Annotated in this window: 15 protein-coding genes and 1 pseudogene; 3 read left to right on the forward strand and 13 right to left on the reverse strand. The window is 54.8% G+C overall.

Going from position 1 to position 15,795, the window contains the following annotated elements; translation table 11 throughout:
* Positions 1 to 73 precede the first annotated feature (73 nt).
* From ACO5Z0_RS06965 to ftsE, 9 genes and pseudogenes are all read right to left on the reverse strand, one after another.
* Positions 74 to 277: pseudogene (locus ACO5Z0_RS06965) on the reverse strand (nuclease); the annotation flags it as partial.
* 40 nt (positions 278 to 317) lie between these two features.
* The gene (locus ACO5Z0_RS06970) at positions 318 to 1,127 is read right to left on the reverse strand and encodes a PD-(D/E)XK nuclease family transposase (RefSeq protein WP_485649699.1); all 810 of its coding nucleotides are present in this window, start codon (positions 1,125 to 1,127) and stop codon (positions 318 to 320) included.
* 177 nt (positions 1,128 to 1,304) lie between these two features.
* Entirely contained in the window at positions 1,305 to 1,523 is a 219-nt protein-coding gene (locus ACO5Z0_RS06975) for a cell division protein ZipA (RefSeq protein ID WP_442673497.1), read from the reverse strand.
* Between the two features lie 284 nt (positions 1,524 to 1,807).
* Positions 1,808 to 3,880, reverse strand: coding sequence for a methyl-accepting chemotaxis protein (locus ACO5Z0_RS06980; RefSeq protein ID WP_485649700.1), 2,073 nt, complete (start codon positions 3,878 to 3,880; stop codon positions 1,808 to 1,810).
* A gap of 231 nt (positions 3,881 to 4,111) precedes the next feature.
* Positions 4,112 to 6,130: an OPT family oligopeptide transporter gene (locus tag ACO5Z0_RS06985; protein ID WP_485649701.1), complete on the reverse strand. Its 2,019-nt coding sequence runs from the start codon at positions 6,128 to 6,130 to the stop codon at positions 4,112 to 4,114.
* Positions 6,131 to 6,508: 378 nt separating this feature from the next.
* Positions 6,509 to 7,678, reverse strand: a complete 1,170-nt coding sequence (locus ACO5Z0_RS06990; protein WP_442676744.1) for a S41 family peptidase — start codon at positions 7,676 to 7,678, stop codon at positions 6,509 to 6,511.
* Between the two features lie 30 nt (positions 7,679 to 7,708).
* On the reverse strand, positions 7,709 to 8,854 hold the full coding sequence (locus ACO5Z0_RS06995; protein ID WP_485649702.1) for a murein hydrolase activator EnvC family protein: 1,146 nt from the start codon (positions 8,852 to 8,854) through the stop codon (positions 7,709 to 7,711).
* An 11-nt stretch (positions 8,855 to 8,865) separates the two neighbouring features.
* Entirely contained in the window at positions 8,866 to 9,753 is an 888-nt protein-coding gene (ftsX, locus tag ACO5Z0_RS07000; protein ID WP_442673502.1) for a permease-like cell division protein FtsX, read from the reverse strand.
* On the reverse strand, positions 9,743 to 10,429 hold the full coding sequence (gene ftsE, locus ACO5Z0_RS07005) for a cell division ATP-binding protein FtsE (protein ID WP_442673503.1): 687 nt from the start codon (positions 10,427 to 10,429) through the stop codon (positions 9,743 to 9,745). The genes ftsX and ftsE overlap by 11 nt, the downstream gene beginning before the upstream one ends.
* Positions 10,430 to 10,646: 217 nt before the next feature.
* On the opposite strand from ftsE, the gene ACO5Z0_RS07010 reads away from it, so the two are divergent.
* Positions 10,647 to 11,078 carry a Dps family protein gene (locus tag ACO5Z0_RS07010; protein ID WP_485649703.1) on the forward strand — a complete coding sequence of 144 codons (432 nt, stop codon included), beginning with the start codon at positions 10,647 to 10,649 and terminating at the stop codon, positions 11,076 to 11,078.
* Between the two features lie 119 nt (positions 11,079 to 11,197).
* Here ACO5Z0_RS07010 and ACO5Z0_RS07015 read toward each other — a convergent pair whose 3' ends face one another.
* Complete coding sequence (locus ACO5Z0_RS07015; protein WP_013740926.1) at positions 11,198 to 12,166, reverse strand: malate dehydrogenase; 969 nt, start codon at positions 12,164 to 12,166, stop codon at positions 11,198 to 11,200.
* Positions 12,167 to 12,358: 192 nt separating this feature from the next.
* On the reverse strand, positions 12,359 to 12,520 hold the full coding sequence (locus ACO5Z0_RS07020; RefSeq protein WP_442673864.1) for a rubredoxin: 162 nt from the start codon (positions 12,518 to 12,520) through the stop codon (positions 12,359 to 12,361).
* Positions 12,521 to 12,776: 256 nt separating this feature from the next.
* Here ACO5Z0_RS07020 and ACO5Z0_RS07025 point away from each other — a divergent pair, with 256 nt between their 5' ends.
* A complete protein-coding gene (locus ACO5Z0_RS07025; protein ID WP_485649704.1) occupies positions 12,777 to 13,367 on the forward strand; it encodes a chromate transporter in 591 nt (196 codons plus the stop codon).
* Positions 13,368 to 13,379: 12 nt separating this feature from the next.
* Complete coding sequence (locus ACO5Z0_RS07030; RefSeq protein ID WP_485649705.1) at positions 13,380 to 13,952, forward strand: chromate transporter; 573 nt, start codon at positions 13,380 to 13,382, stop codon at positions 13,950 to 13,952.
* Positions 13,953 to 14,046: 94 nt separating this feature from the next.
* Here ACO5Z0_RS07030 and ACO5Z0_RS07035 read toward each other — a convergent pair whose 3' ends face one another.
* Both ACO5Z0_RS07035 and ACO5Z0_RS07040 read right to left on the reverse strand, forming a co-directional pair.
* Positions 14,047 to 14,565 carry a hypothetical protein gene (locus ACO5Z0_RS07035; RefSeq protein WP_442676748.1) on the reverse strand — a complete coding sequence of 173 codons (519 nt, stop codon included), beginning with the start codon at positions 14,563 to 14,565 and terminating at the stop codon, positions 14,047 to 14,049.
* A gap of 91 nt (positions 14,566 to 14,656) precedes the next feature.
* Positions 14,657 to 15,795 (reverse strand): autotransporter outer membrane beta-barrel domain-containing protein (locus tag ACO5Z0_RS07040; protein WP_485649706.1); only part of this gene is annotated, 1,139 nt, incomplete at its 5' end.

The following is a 15,795-nucleotide window of genomic DNA, read 5'->3' on the forward strand; positions in this document are numbered from 1 at the left end:
CCCGCCTGCGCGTCCTCTCTTTCGAGAAGCGCTCAAGCGGGGCTTTTTCCTATTGCAAAATTCCTGCGGTCTTTCATGCGCCCGTCGTTCCAGCCAATCGCTGCACTTCTTCCAACGACAACTGCGTCGCATCTGCTATCTGCGAAACTGTAAGCTTGCCCAACGCCAGCAAGGCGGCTGCCGTCCGTCGAGCAGACTCGATACGACCCTCTTCTAATTTTTTCTCACCAAACTTTTCCATAAGTTCACACATGGTATGTACCCCCTCTGCTTCTGTCAAGCGGGGCTTTTTCCTATTGCAAAATTCCTGCGGTCTTTCATACGCCCGTCGTTCCAGCCAATCGCTTCACTTCTTCCAACGATAACTGCGTCGCATCTGCTATCTGCGAAACCGTGAGCTTGCCCAACGCCAGCAAGGCGGTTGCCGTCCGTCGAGCAGACTCGATACGACCTTCTTCTAATTTTTTCTCACCAAACTTTTCCATAAGCTCACACATGGTATGTACCCCCTCTGCTTCTGTTTTGAAATAATCTGCACGGTTCGCTAATTCCTTGTAATACATCTTTTTCGGGTTCTCACAAAAGAAATCCTGCATGAGCCTTCCAAGCGGCGTATCCTCACGATTCGAGCCATTGACATAAAGAATATGCGCTCCATCGCCAAAAGGACGCTGTATCTCTTGAATGATTCGCTCCACATGATACAAAGGGCAGCCGGCTCCATAGACATCATTTTCCGTAATGAAGATCACCCACGTTTCCGGAAGTTCGCAAAACGCTGTGCCTTTCGACAGCTCCCGCGCATCGATCATGCTGCTGTTGTATCTTGCCCGTCGTGCAGCTGCACCTTCGTTTGCCCGCTGAACTTCACAATCGTAGAGCTTCCCCTCGCTGTCTTCCGCCAGCACATCAAAGCGTACACCTCGCCCGTAGAGATTGTCCGCGCTCTGCTGCGTGACCACATGCTTGACGACGAGATCGTCTCGGTCAAAGAAAATGCGCAGCAGAAGCTGCATTCCTTCGATATAGTTGTCAAAGCATACATTGAAAAACGTATCATCTATCAGACGAAATTTTTGAATCAGCGCTCCATACTCTGCGGAAACATCTTCTTTGAGTATTCGCATCGTACACTCTCCTTATCTTTTCTACTATCATAGTATGCACTGCAGCGCACATTGTCAAGGCGGAAAATCTCGACAACTTCCTTTGGCAGTATGGCAAACAATCAAAAAGCCCCGCCTGTGCGTCCTCTCTTTCGAGAAGCGCTCAAGCGGGGCTTTTCTCGTCGTCCCACACAACCATCAAAAACCCTCCACCATCCTGCCGCACGTCTCAACACCTGCCGCCGCACGTCTGCCCTCTGCAGAGATCTCCACCGCATAAGCATCTGACTCCGTGCCGCGAAGCGGCTTTCTTTCTTCCGCTGTCTCCTGCTTTTTCTCGCGCCGCGCCGTCTCCTCAAAGAAGTGAATCGGCGCCAGCGGTTTCACACGATGCAGCCGTTCCACATGGACATCCATCGCAAAAACCTCCTTCCATGAATCTGCGCCCCTCGGGCTTGACTTCTTGGGGTTTCATGGTAAAGACAATCGACGGAATTCATCAAGGATTCTTCTATTTTTATTATATCGAATATTCAGCTTTTTGTTAAGTATTTTTATTCCCTTTCGAGCAAGCGGTCTGCTTATTCATCCAAAACACAGCGGTGAAACACATCTGCACCGCCGTTTACAGCAGCCCCGTCGTCATCGAAAAAACCAGCCCGACGGAAACACTTCCATCGGGCTGGTTTCTTGACAAAAGCTCAGACCTTAAACTTGCCGATCTCGCCGTTCAAATCCATAGCGACATTCGCCAAACCTTCGCTCGCTTCAGCAATATCCTGCAGCGAATGTGTCTGCGTCTCGACGGCGGCATTTCCTTCTTCGCTCGTCGCAGCGTTCTCTTCTGCGAGCGCCGAGAGTCCCTGTACAACTTCCGCGATAGCATGATTCTTCGCGGTAATTTCATCCGTAGACTTATTCATCGTACCCATGACTTCTTCCGTCGTATCGACAGCTTCCGTGATCTTCTGGAATTTTCCCTGCGTCTTTTCGAGGCTGATCTGCGTTTCAGCGAAAAGCCGCTTGGAAACTTGCATGGTATTGACGGCTTCCTGCGCCTTCGTCTTGAGACCGACGATGATGGCGCTGATTTCATCGGTGAAGCTCTTCGACTGCTCGGCAAGCGTGCGGATCTCTTCAGCGACGACGGCGAAGCCGCGCCCCGCGTCACCTGCACGAGCCGCCTCAATCGCGGCGTTCAGTGCGAGCAAATTCGTCTGCGCCGAAATCGACTGAATCATCTCGCTGGCTTTTTCAATATCTTCGGCGCTCTTGTTCGTCTCCTCGACGACACGTGCGACATCTTCCGTCGCCTGTGCCGTTTCTTCCGACTTCTTCACGAGATTGCTGAGGATTTCCGCGCCTTCATCTTTTTCACGGCGGATGTTGCCGGTCGCTTGATTGATCTGGTGCAGGATTTCCTTATTTTCGTCCATGAGCACCATGATCTCGTCGATATGCATGGAAGCGTTCTGCGTATCCTGCGCCTGACTCGTCGCGCCGTCGGCAATGTTGTGGATGGCGGACGCGACGTCGCGTGCAGAGTCTGCCGTGGACTGCGCCGTCGCCGTAAGCTCTTCGCTCGTCGCGGCGACAGCCTGAGAGGAGTAGCTGATCTTGTCGATGACCGTGCGCAGGTTGTTCCGAAGCGTGGCGATGCTGCGCGACATCGTGCCGATCTCATCGTTGCGCTCTCTGAGATAAGCGTGTGACTCGTCTGCACGCACGTCGAGATGAGCGAGCTTCTCGATGACAGACGTGATCTCACTCAAGGGCGTAGCGATGCGCTTATGGACGAAGAAGCCCATGAATACAAGCAGGATGACGCAGCAGACGAATGCGATGGCGACGGCAGACCAGACCATCTTCTTCGCTGTCGCCGTAAAGACGTCGCGCTCCGTCGTGGAGAACACCATCCATTCCGAATCCACCCCTTCAAGGTGCATGGGGTAGAAACAGTAAACCGAATCGACGCCTGTACTCGGCGACTCACGCTCCATAGTCGTGACCGTACTTTCATCGAAAGCTTCCGCAATTTCCGCATCCGTCATAGGAAAGAGATCATAAAATTTCTTGAGAATCAGGTCCTTCTTCAAGCCATGTGCGATCATGCTGCCCTGACGCGTAAAGACGCCATAATAATTTTCTTCCCGACTGAGCTTTTCGATGCCTTCCTGTATCTCCGTCATACTGATATTCGCACAAACGACACCGAGAACCCGTCCGTTTACTTCAATAGGCAAAACGTAGCGCGCTGTCAAATGCCCGTTCTGTGTCAAAGCGGGCTGCGCAAGGAACGGCCTGCCCGTATTTTTCACGGTCTTGTACCAATCGCTCTGCATGGCATCTTGCACCGCACCGATCTTTCCTTCATAGTCGGCGAAAACATTCAGCGCCTCTGCTCCCGAAGCGCCTTCGAGAATGACCGCCACCGATGCGATACCCGCGCTTTCTGACATCTCGTCGACGAGCATGGCAACGACCGCATCGCGGCTATTTTCGGGCGGCGCAACAGAGAGCCGCTTCTGCATCTCCCTTTCCATGCGGCTGCTGATTCGCACAGCGCGGCTGTATCGCTGCTCAATCCGATAGGCGATCTGCTTATTCTCCAGCATCGTTTCGCGTTTGCCGGCATCGACCAGCGCCTCAAAGCTCATGTAGGCGATGAAGCTCGTAACGATGATGAGCATGACGGCTATACCCATGCCCGTCACTGCATTGATTTGAAAACCTATACCCCCCCCCGAGAACATTTGTCTTTTCTTTTTCAACACTCATGCGAAACTCCTCCCTCTCCTCTAGGTGTACATAACGAACTCTTGCTATAAGATTCTTCTCCAAAAAATTAAAAAATCCTGCCATATTTTTTATATTCATCAAGATTTATATTATATTTTATATCTATCTATCGTACATATAATTGTTTATTCTTCTCATGTCTCTTTCCACCGGACGCAAAAAGCTGCTGCACCCGATAAGATGCAGCAGCTTTTTCGTTTTCTTTCTTATTTTCCCTTGGCAGTCACAACGCGTCCCAGGAGGAATACTACGAGCGCGAATACGACGAGACCGAGCATTTCCGCCGTATCGGCGAAGTCGGCGCCGACGACCGCGAGCGGACTTTCACTGCCGCCGCTCGATACGGAGACGGCGATGAGACCGGCGAGTGCGACGCCGACGATGGATTCGCCAACGATCAGTCCCGAGGCGAAGAGCGTGCCGCGGCGGCGCGCCGCCTTGCCCTCCTCCTTACTGCGGCTGGCGAGCTTCTTATCGAGAAGGTAGCCAAGGACAGCGCCGATCACGAGCGGCGTCTGGATGCTCGGCGGCAGGTAGATGCCCATGCCCACCGCCAAAGGCGGCAGTGCAAGATGCCTTGTCGTGCGGCGCAGCATGATGTCGACGAGCACGATGACAACGCCAAGGGCAAGACCGATATAGATATACTCCCAAGCGAGATTATTCGAGAAGATCCCCTCGGCGATCGTTTTCATGAGCACCGCCTGCGGCGCAGCGAGCGCCTGCGCGGGATCCATGCCTTCGCGCGGCAAAGCTCCGACGAAGCCATACGCTTCATAGAGAAGGTTCAGCACAGGCGCGATGACGAGCGCACCGACGACGCAGCCCAAGAGCAGCGCGACCTGCTGACGCCACGGCGTCGCACCGACGAGCCAGCCCGTCTTGAGATCCTGCATATTGTCGTTCGAAATGCAGGCGATGGCGAGGATGATCGACGTCGTGAAGATCGCCGTCGCCGTTGCGAACTTCTCGCCGCCCGGCAAATCGAAAATACCGAACGAAGAGCAGAGCGCATACATGACGAGCGACGCGACGATGATGCCAAGGATGCCGATGCCTGAGATCGGACTCGACGACGTACCGACAAGTCCCGCCATATAGGCGCAGGCGGCAGCGACGAAGAAGCCCATGAATACGGCGACGCCGACGCCGATGAGCGTGAAAGCGAGCACCTGCCCGCTCGGCAGACCTTCAGGACTGACAAAAGCGTAAAAGACCGCGAGAAGTCCGGCGACCGTCAGCAGGAATACGAAGCCGATGCTCTTCATCGACATGTCGATGTCCATGCGGTGCCTATCCTTGACCGTCTCCGGCATACGCATAGCGGCAAGCGATTCCTTCATGCCGTCGATGACGGGACGCGCAAGAGTAATGAGCGTCCATACCGCAGCGACGCCCATAGCGCCCGCGCCGATGAGGCGCACGCGCTCCTGATAGACGGCGGCGGCAAACTTCTGCATCGTCACGCCGTCGGGCGGCGCGCCCGTGATCGTGTAAAAAGGCACAAAACCCGCCCAGGCGATAAGAATGCCGACGAGCATGGCGATACCGCTCGCAATGCCGATGAGATATCCCGCACCGACGAGCGCCGACGAATAACCGATGGGGAACTGCGTCATGCCGCGCCCAATGGGAATCCAGACGGAAAGCGCACCCGCCAGCACCTGAAAGCCGTTCGTACAGAGCGCGACAATGCCGGCGACGACGCTGCCCGAGAGGATCTCTTTCAGCCCCGTACCCTCACTCTTGCCGCCTTCACCATGCGTATTGACCTTCAATATCTCCGCTGCCGCAACGCCCTCAGGATACGCGAGATCGCTGTGGACGACCATCGCGCGGCGCAGAGGGATCGTAAAGAGCACACCCAGGCAGCCGCCGCATGCCGCGACCAGAAGCGTCTGTGTGAACTCAAAACCGTGCCAATAGCCGATCATAAGCATCCCCGGAATGATGAAGATGATGGCGGATAATGTACCCGCAGCCGAGGCCTGCGTCTGCACCATGTTGTTTTCAAGGATATTGGAATCCTTTGCCATCTTGAGAACCGCCATCGAGATGACAGCCGCCGGAATGGCGGATGAAAAAGTCAGGCCGACCTTCAGACCCAGATAGACGTTTGACGCCGTAAAGATCACCGTCAATACAGCGCCCAAGAGCATACCGCGCACGGTAAGTTCCGGCAGCCGCAGCTCATGCTGCATAAACTCATTGTGTTCATTTTTCATGATATCGCTCCCCGTAATAATTTACGCCCTATGATACAGGCGGATATATGCCTGTCTATTATAGCACAAATTTATAGAACATATAGCAAAATTTATATAAAAATTACAAAATAAATCTAAATGTCCCATTTTCTTCTCAAATAAAAAATCGCCGCGCAATTTGACGCAGCGATTCGTCGTGATATTCACCGGTATCTCATGGATACAGATCGTATTTATCTCCATCGTGAGAACCGCATGGAGCCATCTTCAATTTTTCAAGTAGAGACTGATTGCCATAGACATGCGCATTCCCACGTCTTCACAAGTCTGCTCCGCTTCCCTTTTCACATCATCGATGCGCAGGCAAATCTCTGCCACAGTCTCCGCGCCTCTTCTTTATATAACCTTTGCGCCAACGCCCGCAATCTTCCCCTTCATGACGTCAATCGCCTTCAAGAGCTGCACGTCATCCGCACCGTCCGCCTGCGGCTCGACGGCGACGTCCGGATCAATGCCCGTGCCGTCGATGCTTCTGCCCGACGGCGTATAATACTTGGCGATCGTGAGCTTCAGCGCATCGTCGTCGTAAAGCGGCAGGACGACCTGCACCGAGCCTTTGCCGTACGACTTCTCACCGACGAGCGTCGCCGCCCCCGTATCCTGCAAAGCGCCTGCGAGGATCTCACTCGCCGAAGCGCTGTTGCCGTCGATGAGCACGACGAGCGGATACTTTTCTTCCGCCAGATCCGAATCATACTCCTCGCGCGTGCCGTCGCGCTGCACGACGGAGACGACAGGTCCCTGCGGCACGAGCATGTTGGCGACCTCTACACAGCTCGTCACAAGACCTCCGGGATTTTCGCGCAGATCGATAATCATGCCCTTGACGCCGCTTTCCTCCAGTGCACGATAAGCCTCTTTGAACTCGTCTGCCGTATGTTCCGAGAAGGATGCGATACGGATATAACCGATGCCGTCCGTATCGGGCAGCATCTGCCCCGCGACCGTATGCACCTGAATCGTCGCACGCCGCACGATATAATCCTTGTCCTCTTCGCCCGCGCGATGAATTCGCAGCGTCACATCCGTATCCACCGCACCGCGAATACGCAGCGCGACGCCCTCCGGTTCAATCTCAGTCGTCGGCGTACCATCGACGGCGATGATCTCATCGCCTGTCTTGATGCCCGCCGTCTCACTCGGCGTTCCCTCCATGACGGAAATGACCGTGATCTTGTTGTCCTTGAAGCCCATGACGATGCCGACACCGCCGAAGCTACCCTCCGTATGCGAGCGCATAAGCTCGTACATCTGCTGGTCGAGATAGATGGAATGCGGATCATCCAGCGTCTTGACCATGCCCGCAATAGCGCCGTCGATAAGCTTCGTATAGTCCACATCACGTACATACTGCGTCTCAATAAAACGCAGAGCGCCAAAGAAGCGCATGACGTCCTTCACCTTATGATCGTTGAAGCCCATCAAAGCATAGAAGCCGAACACCGTCGCATTAAACGTCACGAAAGCCGTTGCGACGATGAGCAAAAACATCGTTTTCTTTTTCAAAATATCTGTCACCTCATCCAAGGCAATCCATCAAAGATACCCCATAGGATTGACCGGTTCGCCGTCAACGCGCACCTCAAAGTGGCAGTGCGGTCCCGTGGAATTGCCCGTAGAGCCGCACTCGGCGATCGGCTGCCCCTGCGAGACGCTCTGTCCCTCACTGACGAGCAGCGCTTGATTGTGCCCGTAAAGCGTCGATATACCGCCGCCATGATCGATGATGACGGCGTAGCCGTAGCCCGATATCCAACCCGCATAGGAAACGACGCCGGCGCCCGCCGCATGAATCGTATCGCCGTAATCACCGCCGATGTCAATGCCGGAGTGGAAGCGGCTTGCTCCCGTGATCGGATGCACGCGCCAGCCAAAAGGCGACGTGATTGGCCCGCCAAGCGGCCAGTTGAGAGCGCCGCCCCCCGAGAGCGCCGGAGAAGCAGGCTGATAGCGGCTGTTTCGGATCATCTGCTCGACTTCCTTGGATGCCGCAAGATTTTCGTTGATAATGCGTTCCTGCGTCGCGCGATCCGTTTCCATCTTATCAATGATCGCCTGCTTCGCCGACTGCTTCTTCTCCGCTTCTTTCTTGCGCTCGGCAGCCGATTGAACGAGTTTTTCCTTCGCCGCGCGATCCGTTTCAAGCGCTTTCTGCGACTGTTCAATGGCAGTTTTTTCCGCAAACACGACCTGCACAAGACCGTAATCCTGCTCGATGACGCGCTTCAAGAGATCCATGCGCGTGAAAAAATCCTGAAAATCCTTCGCGCCGAAAAGCACGTCGAGATAGCTGATTTGCCCGTTGATATAGATGTCGCGCACGCGCTTGGCAAGCTGACTGCGCTTCTTCGCGAAATCCTTATTCAAGACTTGGAGCTTCGCCTCGTTTTCATCAATGCGCTCCTCTGTCGCGTCAAGCTCCTTTCGGACGTCCTTATACGCCTTCGTCGCTTCGTCCGCCGCCTCGTCAATGGCGCGCTTTTCCTCGGATAAGCCTTCAATCGTAGAGTCGATCTCATCCTTCTTCTTTTGCGCCTGCTCCGCCTTTTCGATATGCGCATCGCGCTGTTCTTCCAAGCTCTCCGCTTGAACGAGCGGCGAAAGCGTCATGAGATAAAGCGCAGAAAAAAACGCAGCCGCCGTTTTCTTTCCCGCATTTTTCCTTGTGGAATCCAAAAACATGAAAAAGCCCCCTAGACCTTGAGGAACCGCTTTAAGGAGATCGTACTGCCCAAGGCGCCGATTCCCATGCCGCTTAAAACCATCACGATGCTGATGAAGTTGACGAACGGGTACTGCGGTATGAGCGGCAAAAACGCCAATGTGCTGTAGACCTTCGCCGTAATCAGTCCGTAGATGCTCCGAAGTGCAATCGACGCCAAAACGCCGCCGAAGAAGCCAAGCACAACGCCCTCCAAGAGAAACGGCCAGCGGATGAACCAATCCGTCGCGCCGACGTACTTCATGATGGCGATTTCCTTGCGCCGCGCAAAAACCGTCAGTCGAATCGTGTTCGAGATGATGAAAAGCGTCGCGCCTGCCAAGAGAAGCATGAGTGTAAAGCCGAAGATACGCACGAGCCGTGTCATATCGAAAAGATGCTCGACGACGTCCTGTCCATACTTCACCGACTCGACGCCGCCGAACTTCTCAATCGCCTTTGCAGCCGTCTCCACCATCGTCGGCTGCTTGACCGTGACTTCAAAAGCATTCGGCAAAGGATTCTTTTCATCGAGCGCATCGAGCAGGTACTTTTGATCGCCAAGACGCTCCCGAAGACGCACGATTGCATCCTCACGGCTCACATACTGCACGCTCTCGATGCCCTGCATCTTTTTCAAATCATCCTCAAGATCGTCAATCTCCGAGTCTTTGAGCGTATCTTCCAAGTAGACGTTGATCTGCACCTGCGATTCAAGCATCGAAGCCATGCGGTTCATATTGAGCACGATGATGAGGAACATGCCGAGTACGAAGAGCGATACGGCGACCGTACTGATGGACGCAAACGACATCCAGTTGTTGCGCTTGATCGAGATGCAGACCTCACGGATGAAGTATTCCACCGTCCTAAGCTTCATAGCCGTATCCCCCCTTTGCCTCGTCGCGCACGATGCGGCCGCCCTCGATAGCGATGACGCGCTTCTTCATCGTATCAACGATGTTCTTGTCGTGCGTCGCCATGACGATCGTCGCTCCTGCATCGTTGATGCGGCGGAAGATGTCCATGATCTCCCACGAAGTCTCAGGATCGAGGTTGCCCGTCGGCTCATCGGCGATGATGAGCGCAGGATCGTTGACGATCGCACGCGCAATCGCCACACGCTGCTGCTCGCCGCCCGAAAGCTGTGACGGGAAGTTTTTCCACTTCTCACGCAGCCCCACGATATCCAATACGGCGTTGACGCTTCGCTGCATGAGTCGGCGCGGCGCTTCGATGACCTCCATAGCAAAGGCGACGTTTTCATAGACCGTCTTATCGGGCAAAAGGCGGTAGTCTTGAAAGATCACGCCAAGCCCACGCCGCATATACGGCACATCCTTTGCCCTGAGCTTCATCATATCATGCCCGTTGACGCGCAGCTTGCCGCTCGTCGGCAAGATCTCGCGCAGCAGCATACGCACAAACGTCGACTTACCCGCACCGCTCGCCCCCACGAGAAAAACGAAATCGCCCTTTTCAATCTTGACATTCACATGATCGAGCGCCACCGTGCCGTTATCATAAACTTTGGAAACATCCTTCATATAAATCATGCAACAGATTCCTCCATATTCGATGCCGCTTTTTGGCATTCCTATCTATTATATCACACTTCTCGCATTTTCACTTCTTTAATTATAGCATAGAAATCATCGGATTGCCCACAACAGAGAATAAATGTTATTTGTTAACTCGTACCATTTGTGCTATAATAGCAAAAGATATTCCACGCAGATTTTTTGCCCTTAAATTGCAAAGGAGGATTTTTTTATGCACAAAATGTTGAACCAGCTTCTTTCTGACCTCGTTGTCGAATATCACAAGCTTCAGCACTATCATTGGTACGTCAAAGGTCCCGATTTCTTCCCCGTCCATGCGCAGCTCGAAAGCTACTATGACAGCGTGCGCGATGATATTGACGCCATCGCCGAGAGCTTGCTGCAGATCAACCATGAGCCGCTGTCGTCACTCAAGGACTTCCTGGCAACCGCAAAGATCGAAGAAGCAAAGCCGGGCTTCGTGTCCTCGGATGAGATCCTCGCCGAAGTGGAGAAGGACTTCACCTATCTCTACGAAGAAGTACGCAATCTCAAGAAAGCCGCCGACGAGGCGAATCGCTACGTCACATCCATGCTCATGGACGACTTCATTAAAAAGTACGCCAAATCGCTGTGGATGCTTCGCCAAGCGCGCATGAAATAAGATATCGTCACTAAAATGCTGTCACGTCCCCCTCCGAGGGATGCCGGCAGCATTTTTCCATCGAAAAAGGACTGCCGCAGAAAATGCAGCAGTCCTTTTATATGCAGCTTTTGGGATGCTTACTTCAAAGCATCGCCGAGCTTCGAATTCGTATCGCGCGCAGCAGCGACGCTCTCCGCGAACTTCGCTTTCTCCTCGTCGGAGAACTGCACCTCGATGATCTTCTCGCAGCCGCCCTTGCCCAAGATCACGGGCACGCCGATCGCGAGATCCTTCTCGCCGTACTCGCCGTCCAAGCCGACGCAGCACGGAATGAGCTTCTTCGCATCGAGAGCGATCGCCTCGACCATCATCGCAGCCGCAGCGCCCGGAGCCATCCATGCGGACGTGCCGAGCAGCTTCGTGAGCGTCGCGCCGCCGACCTTCGTCTTTTCAACAACATCCGTCAGCGCTTCCTTCGAGAGGAGCTGCGTCACGGGAACGCCGCGCAGCGTAGCATGGCTTACGAGCGGCACCATCGTCTTGTCGCTGTGACCGCCCAAGACCATGCCGTCAATGTCCGTCGGCGTCGCAGGATAGCCGGCTTCCGTCAGAGCAACGGAGAGGTAATAGCGGAAACGGCTACTGTCGAGCATACCGCCCTGACCGAGGATGCGGTTGCGCGGCAGACCGGAATCCTTCAGCGCCAGATACGTCATAGCGTCCATCGGGTTGGAGATGATGATGAAGTACGCATCGGGCGAGAACTTCAAAGCCTGATCGACGACGCTCTTGACGATCTTCGCGTTGACGCCGATCAGATCCTCGCGGCTCATGCCCGGCTTGCGCGGCATACCGGACGTAATGACGACGACTTCGGAGCCTGCCGTCGGAGCATAGCCGTTCGGATCGTCCGGCAGAGCCGTGACGCCCTTCACCGTCGTGTCAAAGTTCAGCATGTGAGCCGTCTGCATGATGTCGATGGCCTTGCCCTCAGGCACGCCTTCCTTGATGTCAACGAGGACGACCTCGCTGCAGAATGCTTTCGTCGCAAGGACATTTGCAACGGTAGCTCCGACATTACCTGCACCAACAACTGTTACTTTCATGTAAAATCTGCCTCCTTTGAAATTCGGCGAGACATCCCCTCGACTTACCGGGACGCATCTCCATTGCTTGGATTGATAAATGAAAACCCAAGTTCATCGCCTTTGATTATATCAAAATTTACAAGAAGAATCAATTTATTTCATGAAAATTTTGATGAAATCATTAACCTCATTTATCAAAATACCCAACGGTTATGCCTGTTCTTCAAACATATCCTTGCCGACGCCGCACAGCGGACAGACGAAATCCTCCGGCAAGTCGGCGAAAGGAACGCCCGGCGCGAGATCGTAGTCGGGATCGCCCTGTGCTTCATCATACACCCAGCCGCAAACCGTGCAAGTCCAAGTTTTCATAAGAAATTCCTCCTTAAATAATATAAGATATGCGGGGGCAGCTCCGATAAAGCGCGGTCCCCACCTCGTCATGTTGAGCTTTCCCGCTCAACTTACGCTACTTATGATACTATGCCGCTGGAGGTAAAGCAAGCCTTTATCACTGCGCATCGCCGCACTTTCTTCGAAAAGCCCGCGCGTCCTCGGCATTGGATGTTTTCTCGTAAGCTTCCGCGTGATATAATGATAGAACCATCACCGAAAAGGAGCGACCCCCATGACAGACACCAAAGTTCCGACGTCGCCTGCGCCGCGCGACGCCAAGCATTTTTACTGGAAGCTCTTTTCTTCCACCTTCATCATCAGCGCCGTCACCATCGGTGGCGGCTTCGTCATCATCCCGCTCTTGAAAGCGAAATACGTCGATGAGTACGGCTGGATTGACGACAAAGAGGCGCTCGACATGGTCGCCATCGCGCAGTCCATGCCGGGCATCGTCGCCGTCAACGCCTGCATCATCCTCGGCTATCGCATGGCGGGACTCGCCGGCTCTCTGACGGCGCTCCTCGCGACAGTGTTGCCGCCCCTCATCACGCTTTCTGTCATCGCACGCTGCTACGACGCTTTTGCCAGCAATCCGACGGTGCAGCTCGCCTTGAAAGGAATGCAGTGCGGCGCGACGGCGCTGATTTTGAAGGTCGCCATCGACCTCTTCATCAAGCAGGCGAAGACGCGCCTCCTGCTGCCCATGACGATCGTCCTCGCGACCTTCGTCGCCAACGTATTCTTCGATGTCAACATCATGCTGCTCGTCATCATCGACGGCATCATCGGCCTCGTCCTCATGCAGGACAGGAAATTCGGCTGAGGGGGCGCGATCATGATCTATCTTCAGCTCTTCCTCGAATTTGCCAAGGTCAGCATCTTCTGCGTCGGCGGCGGCTACGCTTCCATGCCGCTCATCCAGGCAGCCGTCGTCGATGAGCGCGGCTGGCTGACACTCGCGCAGTTCATCGACATCTTCACGATCTCGCAGATGACGCCCGGTCCCATCGGCATCAACGCCGCGACCTTCGCGGGCATGACGGTCGCGGGCACCTGGGGCGCCGTCGCCGCGACGGCGGGCTTCGCCTTCCCGTCGCTGATCCTCGGCATCGCGCTCGCCAAACTCTTCTTCAAGTATGGCGACATCGGCTCAATCCGCGGCATCTTGAACGGTCTGCGCCCCGCCGTCATCGCTCTCATTTGCGGCGCGGCGATCGACTTCATCCTGCTCGCCGTCTGGAACACGGAAAGCCTTCCCACAAGCTTCGATGCGACCGAATGGAGCAGCATCGTCATCATCGCCTTCGCGCTGATCGCCATGCATTACAAATATGGCGTCATCACGATCCTCGCCGCATCCGGCGTACTCGGCGTACTCTTCGGCGTATTGAAAAGCGGCGGCATGTAAAGGAATCCCCGATAAAATAACGGAAAAGGAGCATCGACATGCGTTTTTCTCATGCCGATGCTCCTTTTATGCTTTTCCTTCTACGCCATGTGTCTCAGCGCTTCTTCTCCGGCTCGCCGCCTTCCCACAGATGCTTCATGATGTCGGGATAGACCGCTTCCAGATGGCCTTGGATCTGGTTCACCAAGGCAACGATCAGCGACGGGTCGAACTGCTCTACACCCGACGGGATGCAGCAGGTCAGCAGGAGATTGCCCGCTTCATCGCTGTTGTACTTCAGCATACGGTACTCGTTGTTCAGATTGTCCAAGTATGCCGCAAGGCTCGGCTTCTCCTTCGCCGCAGCGATACGTGCGGCGACTTCGATCTGAATCAACGTGTAGACACTGTCATCCACGAGGATCATGAAGGGCAGATCCTGCCCTCTGAGCGGCAGATTGCTGCGAAAAACATGCGAATGCACGGCATCCTCCGCCTTGTGCATCTCAATGCCCGAAATCTTCTCCTGTATCAAATAGGCTTGAAGCTTTGCAGCTTTTTCCTTCGCAACCATGCTTTCCGTCGCCGCGTCTTTCTTCATCTCATTCTTTTCTTCTGCTTTTTTCTCACTCATCCGAGTTCCTCCCTAACCAAAAAACCATGTTTGCAGGTACGGCGGCGGGCGAAAAGATCCCGCCGCCTGCCTGCTTTTCTTCTTTTCTGTCTCAGAAGCTCCAGCGAAGACCTGCGTCGATGCGCCAATCGGTCTTGATGTCGCCGCCGAAAGTCTTTTCAAATGTGCCATAGAGGCTCGTTTTGTCACTGAGCTTCATCGTGCCGCCGAGCTGAAGACCAAGCCATGTATCTTTTCCTTCTTGATGCGTCGTTTTCCACGGATTCGTCCCGTCAGAGTAGTCCGTCGAGAGATCGCCCGCGAATTCATGATAGAGCGATGCCTTCAGGAACCATGTGCTGCTCTTCGTTTCTTGACCGAAGCCAAGGCCAATGCGCCCGACGAAGCTGTTCATCGCGCCTTGGCGTACATACATCTTCTGCCCGACATAGTCCGTCTCGCCCGTGTAGTTGGCGCCGTTCAGATGGCTGTAAATCATCTCGATCTGCGGCTCAATGAAGCTGCCGCCCTGCATGGCGATGCGTCTGCCGTACTCTGCCGAGAGCGAGCCGCCCCATGTGTGGAAGTCGCCCTTGACATAGTGATTGAAGGCGTTGTAGACGGTGTACTCGCTAGAGAGTCTGCCGATCTTTGCGATGAGATCGACATATTCGCCGTTCTTGCCCGACCATGTGCCGTAGACGCCAAGGTTGCCTTCCTTGTTTTCGCCATTGCCCTTTGCAAAGGAAGACGTTCCCTTCATATAGCTTCCGGCGACGCCGACGCGCCAATCGTCTCCGACCTTCTTATCGTAGCCGACCTGAATCGTCGTGTAGTTCATCTCGAAGTTCGTCTTGTCCTTGTCGCTCGACGACTTGCCGCGATAGACACGCGCCCAGATGCCGGTATCTTCCGGCGAGAGTCTGAGGTCGCCCATGCGCTTCATAAGGTCGTTCGCCTCAGCACGCCACGCCATCGTCGATGCCGTCATCGCCGACTTGACGCCGCTCATAAGCTTCGTCTCGTAGTCGCCGTATTCGATCTTCGGCTGCGGCTTCGGCTTCTGCGGGTTTGTGCCCGGCTTCTGCGGGTCGGTGCCCGGCTTCTGCGGGTCTTTGCCCGGCTTCTGCGGGTCGGTACCCGGTTTCTGCGGGTCGGTACCCGGCTTCTGCGGATCGGTGCCCGGCTTCTGCGGGTCGGTGCCCGGCTTCTGCGGGTCGGTGCCCGGCTTCTGCGGGTCGGTGCCCGGCT

The organism is Selenomonas sp. (assembly GCF_057272215.1).

What these genes read in the sequence shown, in the direction of transcription:
- ACO5Z0_RS07025 (WP_485649704.1), top strand. Translation starts at nt 12,777, where the DNA reads ATGACAGACACCAAAGTTCCGACGTCGCCTGCGCCGCGCGACGCCAAG.
- ACO5Z0_RS07010 (WP_485649703.1), top strand. Translation starts at nt 10,647, where the DNA reads ATGCACAAAATGTTGAACCAGCTTCTTTCTGACCTCGTTGTCGAATAT.
- ACO5Z0_RS06985 (WP_485649701.1), bottom strand. Translation starts at nt 6,130, where the DNA reads ATGAAAAATGAACACAATGAGTTTATGCAGCATGAGCTGCGGCTGCCG.
- ftsE (WP_442673503.1), bottom strand. Translation starts at nt 10,429, where the DNA reads ATGATTTATATGAAGGATGTTTCCAAAGTTTATGATAACGGCACGGTG.
- ACO5Z0_RS06975 (WP_442673497.1), bottom strand. Translation starts at nt 1,523, where the DNA reads ATGGATGTCCATGTGGAACGGCTGCATCGTGTGAAACCGCTGGCGCCG.
- ftsX (WP_442673502.1), bottom strand. Translation starts at nt 9,753, where the DNA reads ATGAAGCTTAGGACGGTGGAATACTTCATCCGTGAGGTCTGCATCTCG.
- ACO5Z0_RS07020 (WP_442673864.1), bottom strand. Translation starts at nt 12,520, where the DNA reads ATGAAAACTTGGACTTGCACGGTTTGCGGCTGGGTGTATGATGAAGCA.
- ACO5Z0_RS06995 (WP_485649702.1), bottom strand. Translation starts at nt 8,854, where the DNA reads ATGTTTTTGGATTCCACAAGGAAAAATGCGGGAAAGAAAACGGCGGCT.
- ACO5Z0_RS07035 (WP_442676748.1), bottom strand. Translation starts at nt 14,565, where the DNA reads ATGAGTGAGAAAAAAGCAGAAGAAAAGAATGAGATGAAGAAAGACGCG.
- ACO5Z0_RS07015 (WP_013740926.1), bottom strand. Translation starts at nt 12,166, where the DNA reads ATGAAAGTAACAGTTGTTGGTGCAGGTAATGTCGGAGCTACCGTTGCA.
- ACO5Z0_RS07030 (WP_485649705.1), top strand. Translation starts at nt 13,380, where the DNA reads ATGATCTATCTTCAGCTCTTCCTCGAATTTGCCAAGGTCAGCATCTTC.
- ACO5Z0_RS06970 (WP_485649699.1), bottom strand. Translation starts at nt 1,127, where the DNA reads ATGCGAATACTCAAAGAAGATGTTTCCGCAGAGTATGGAGCGCTGATT.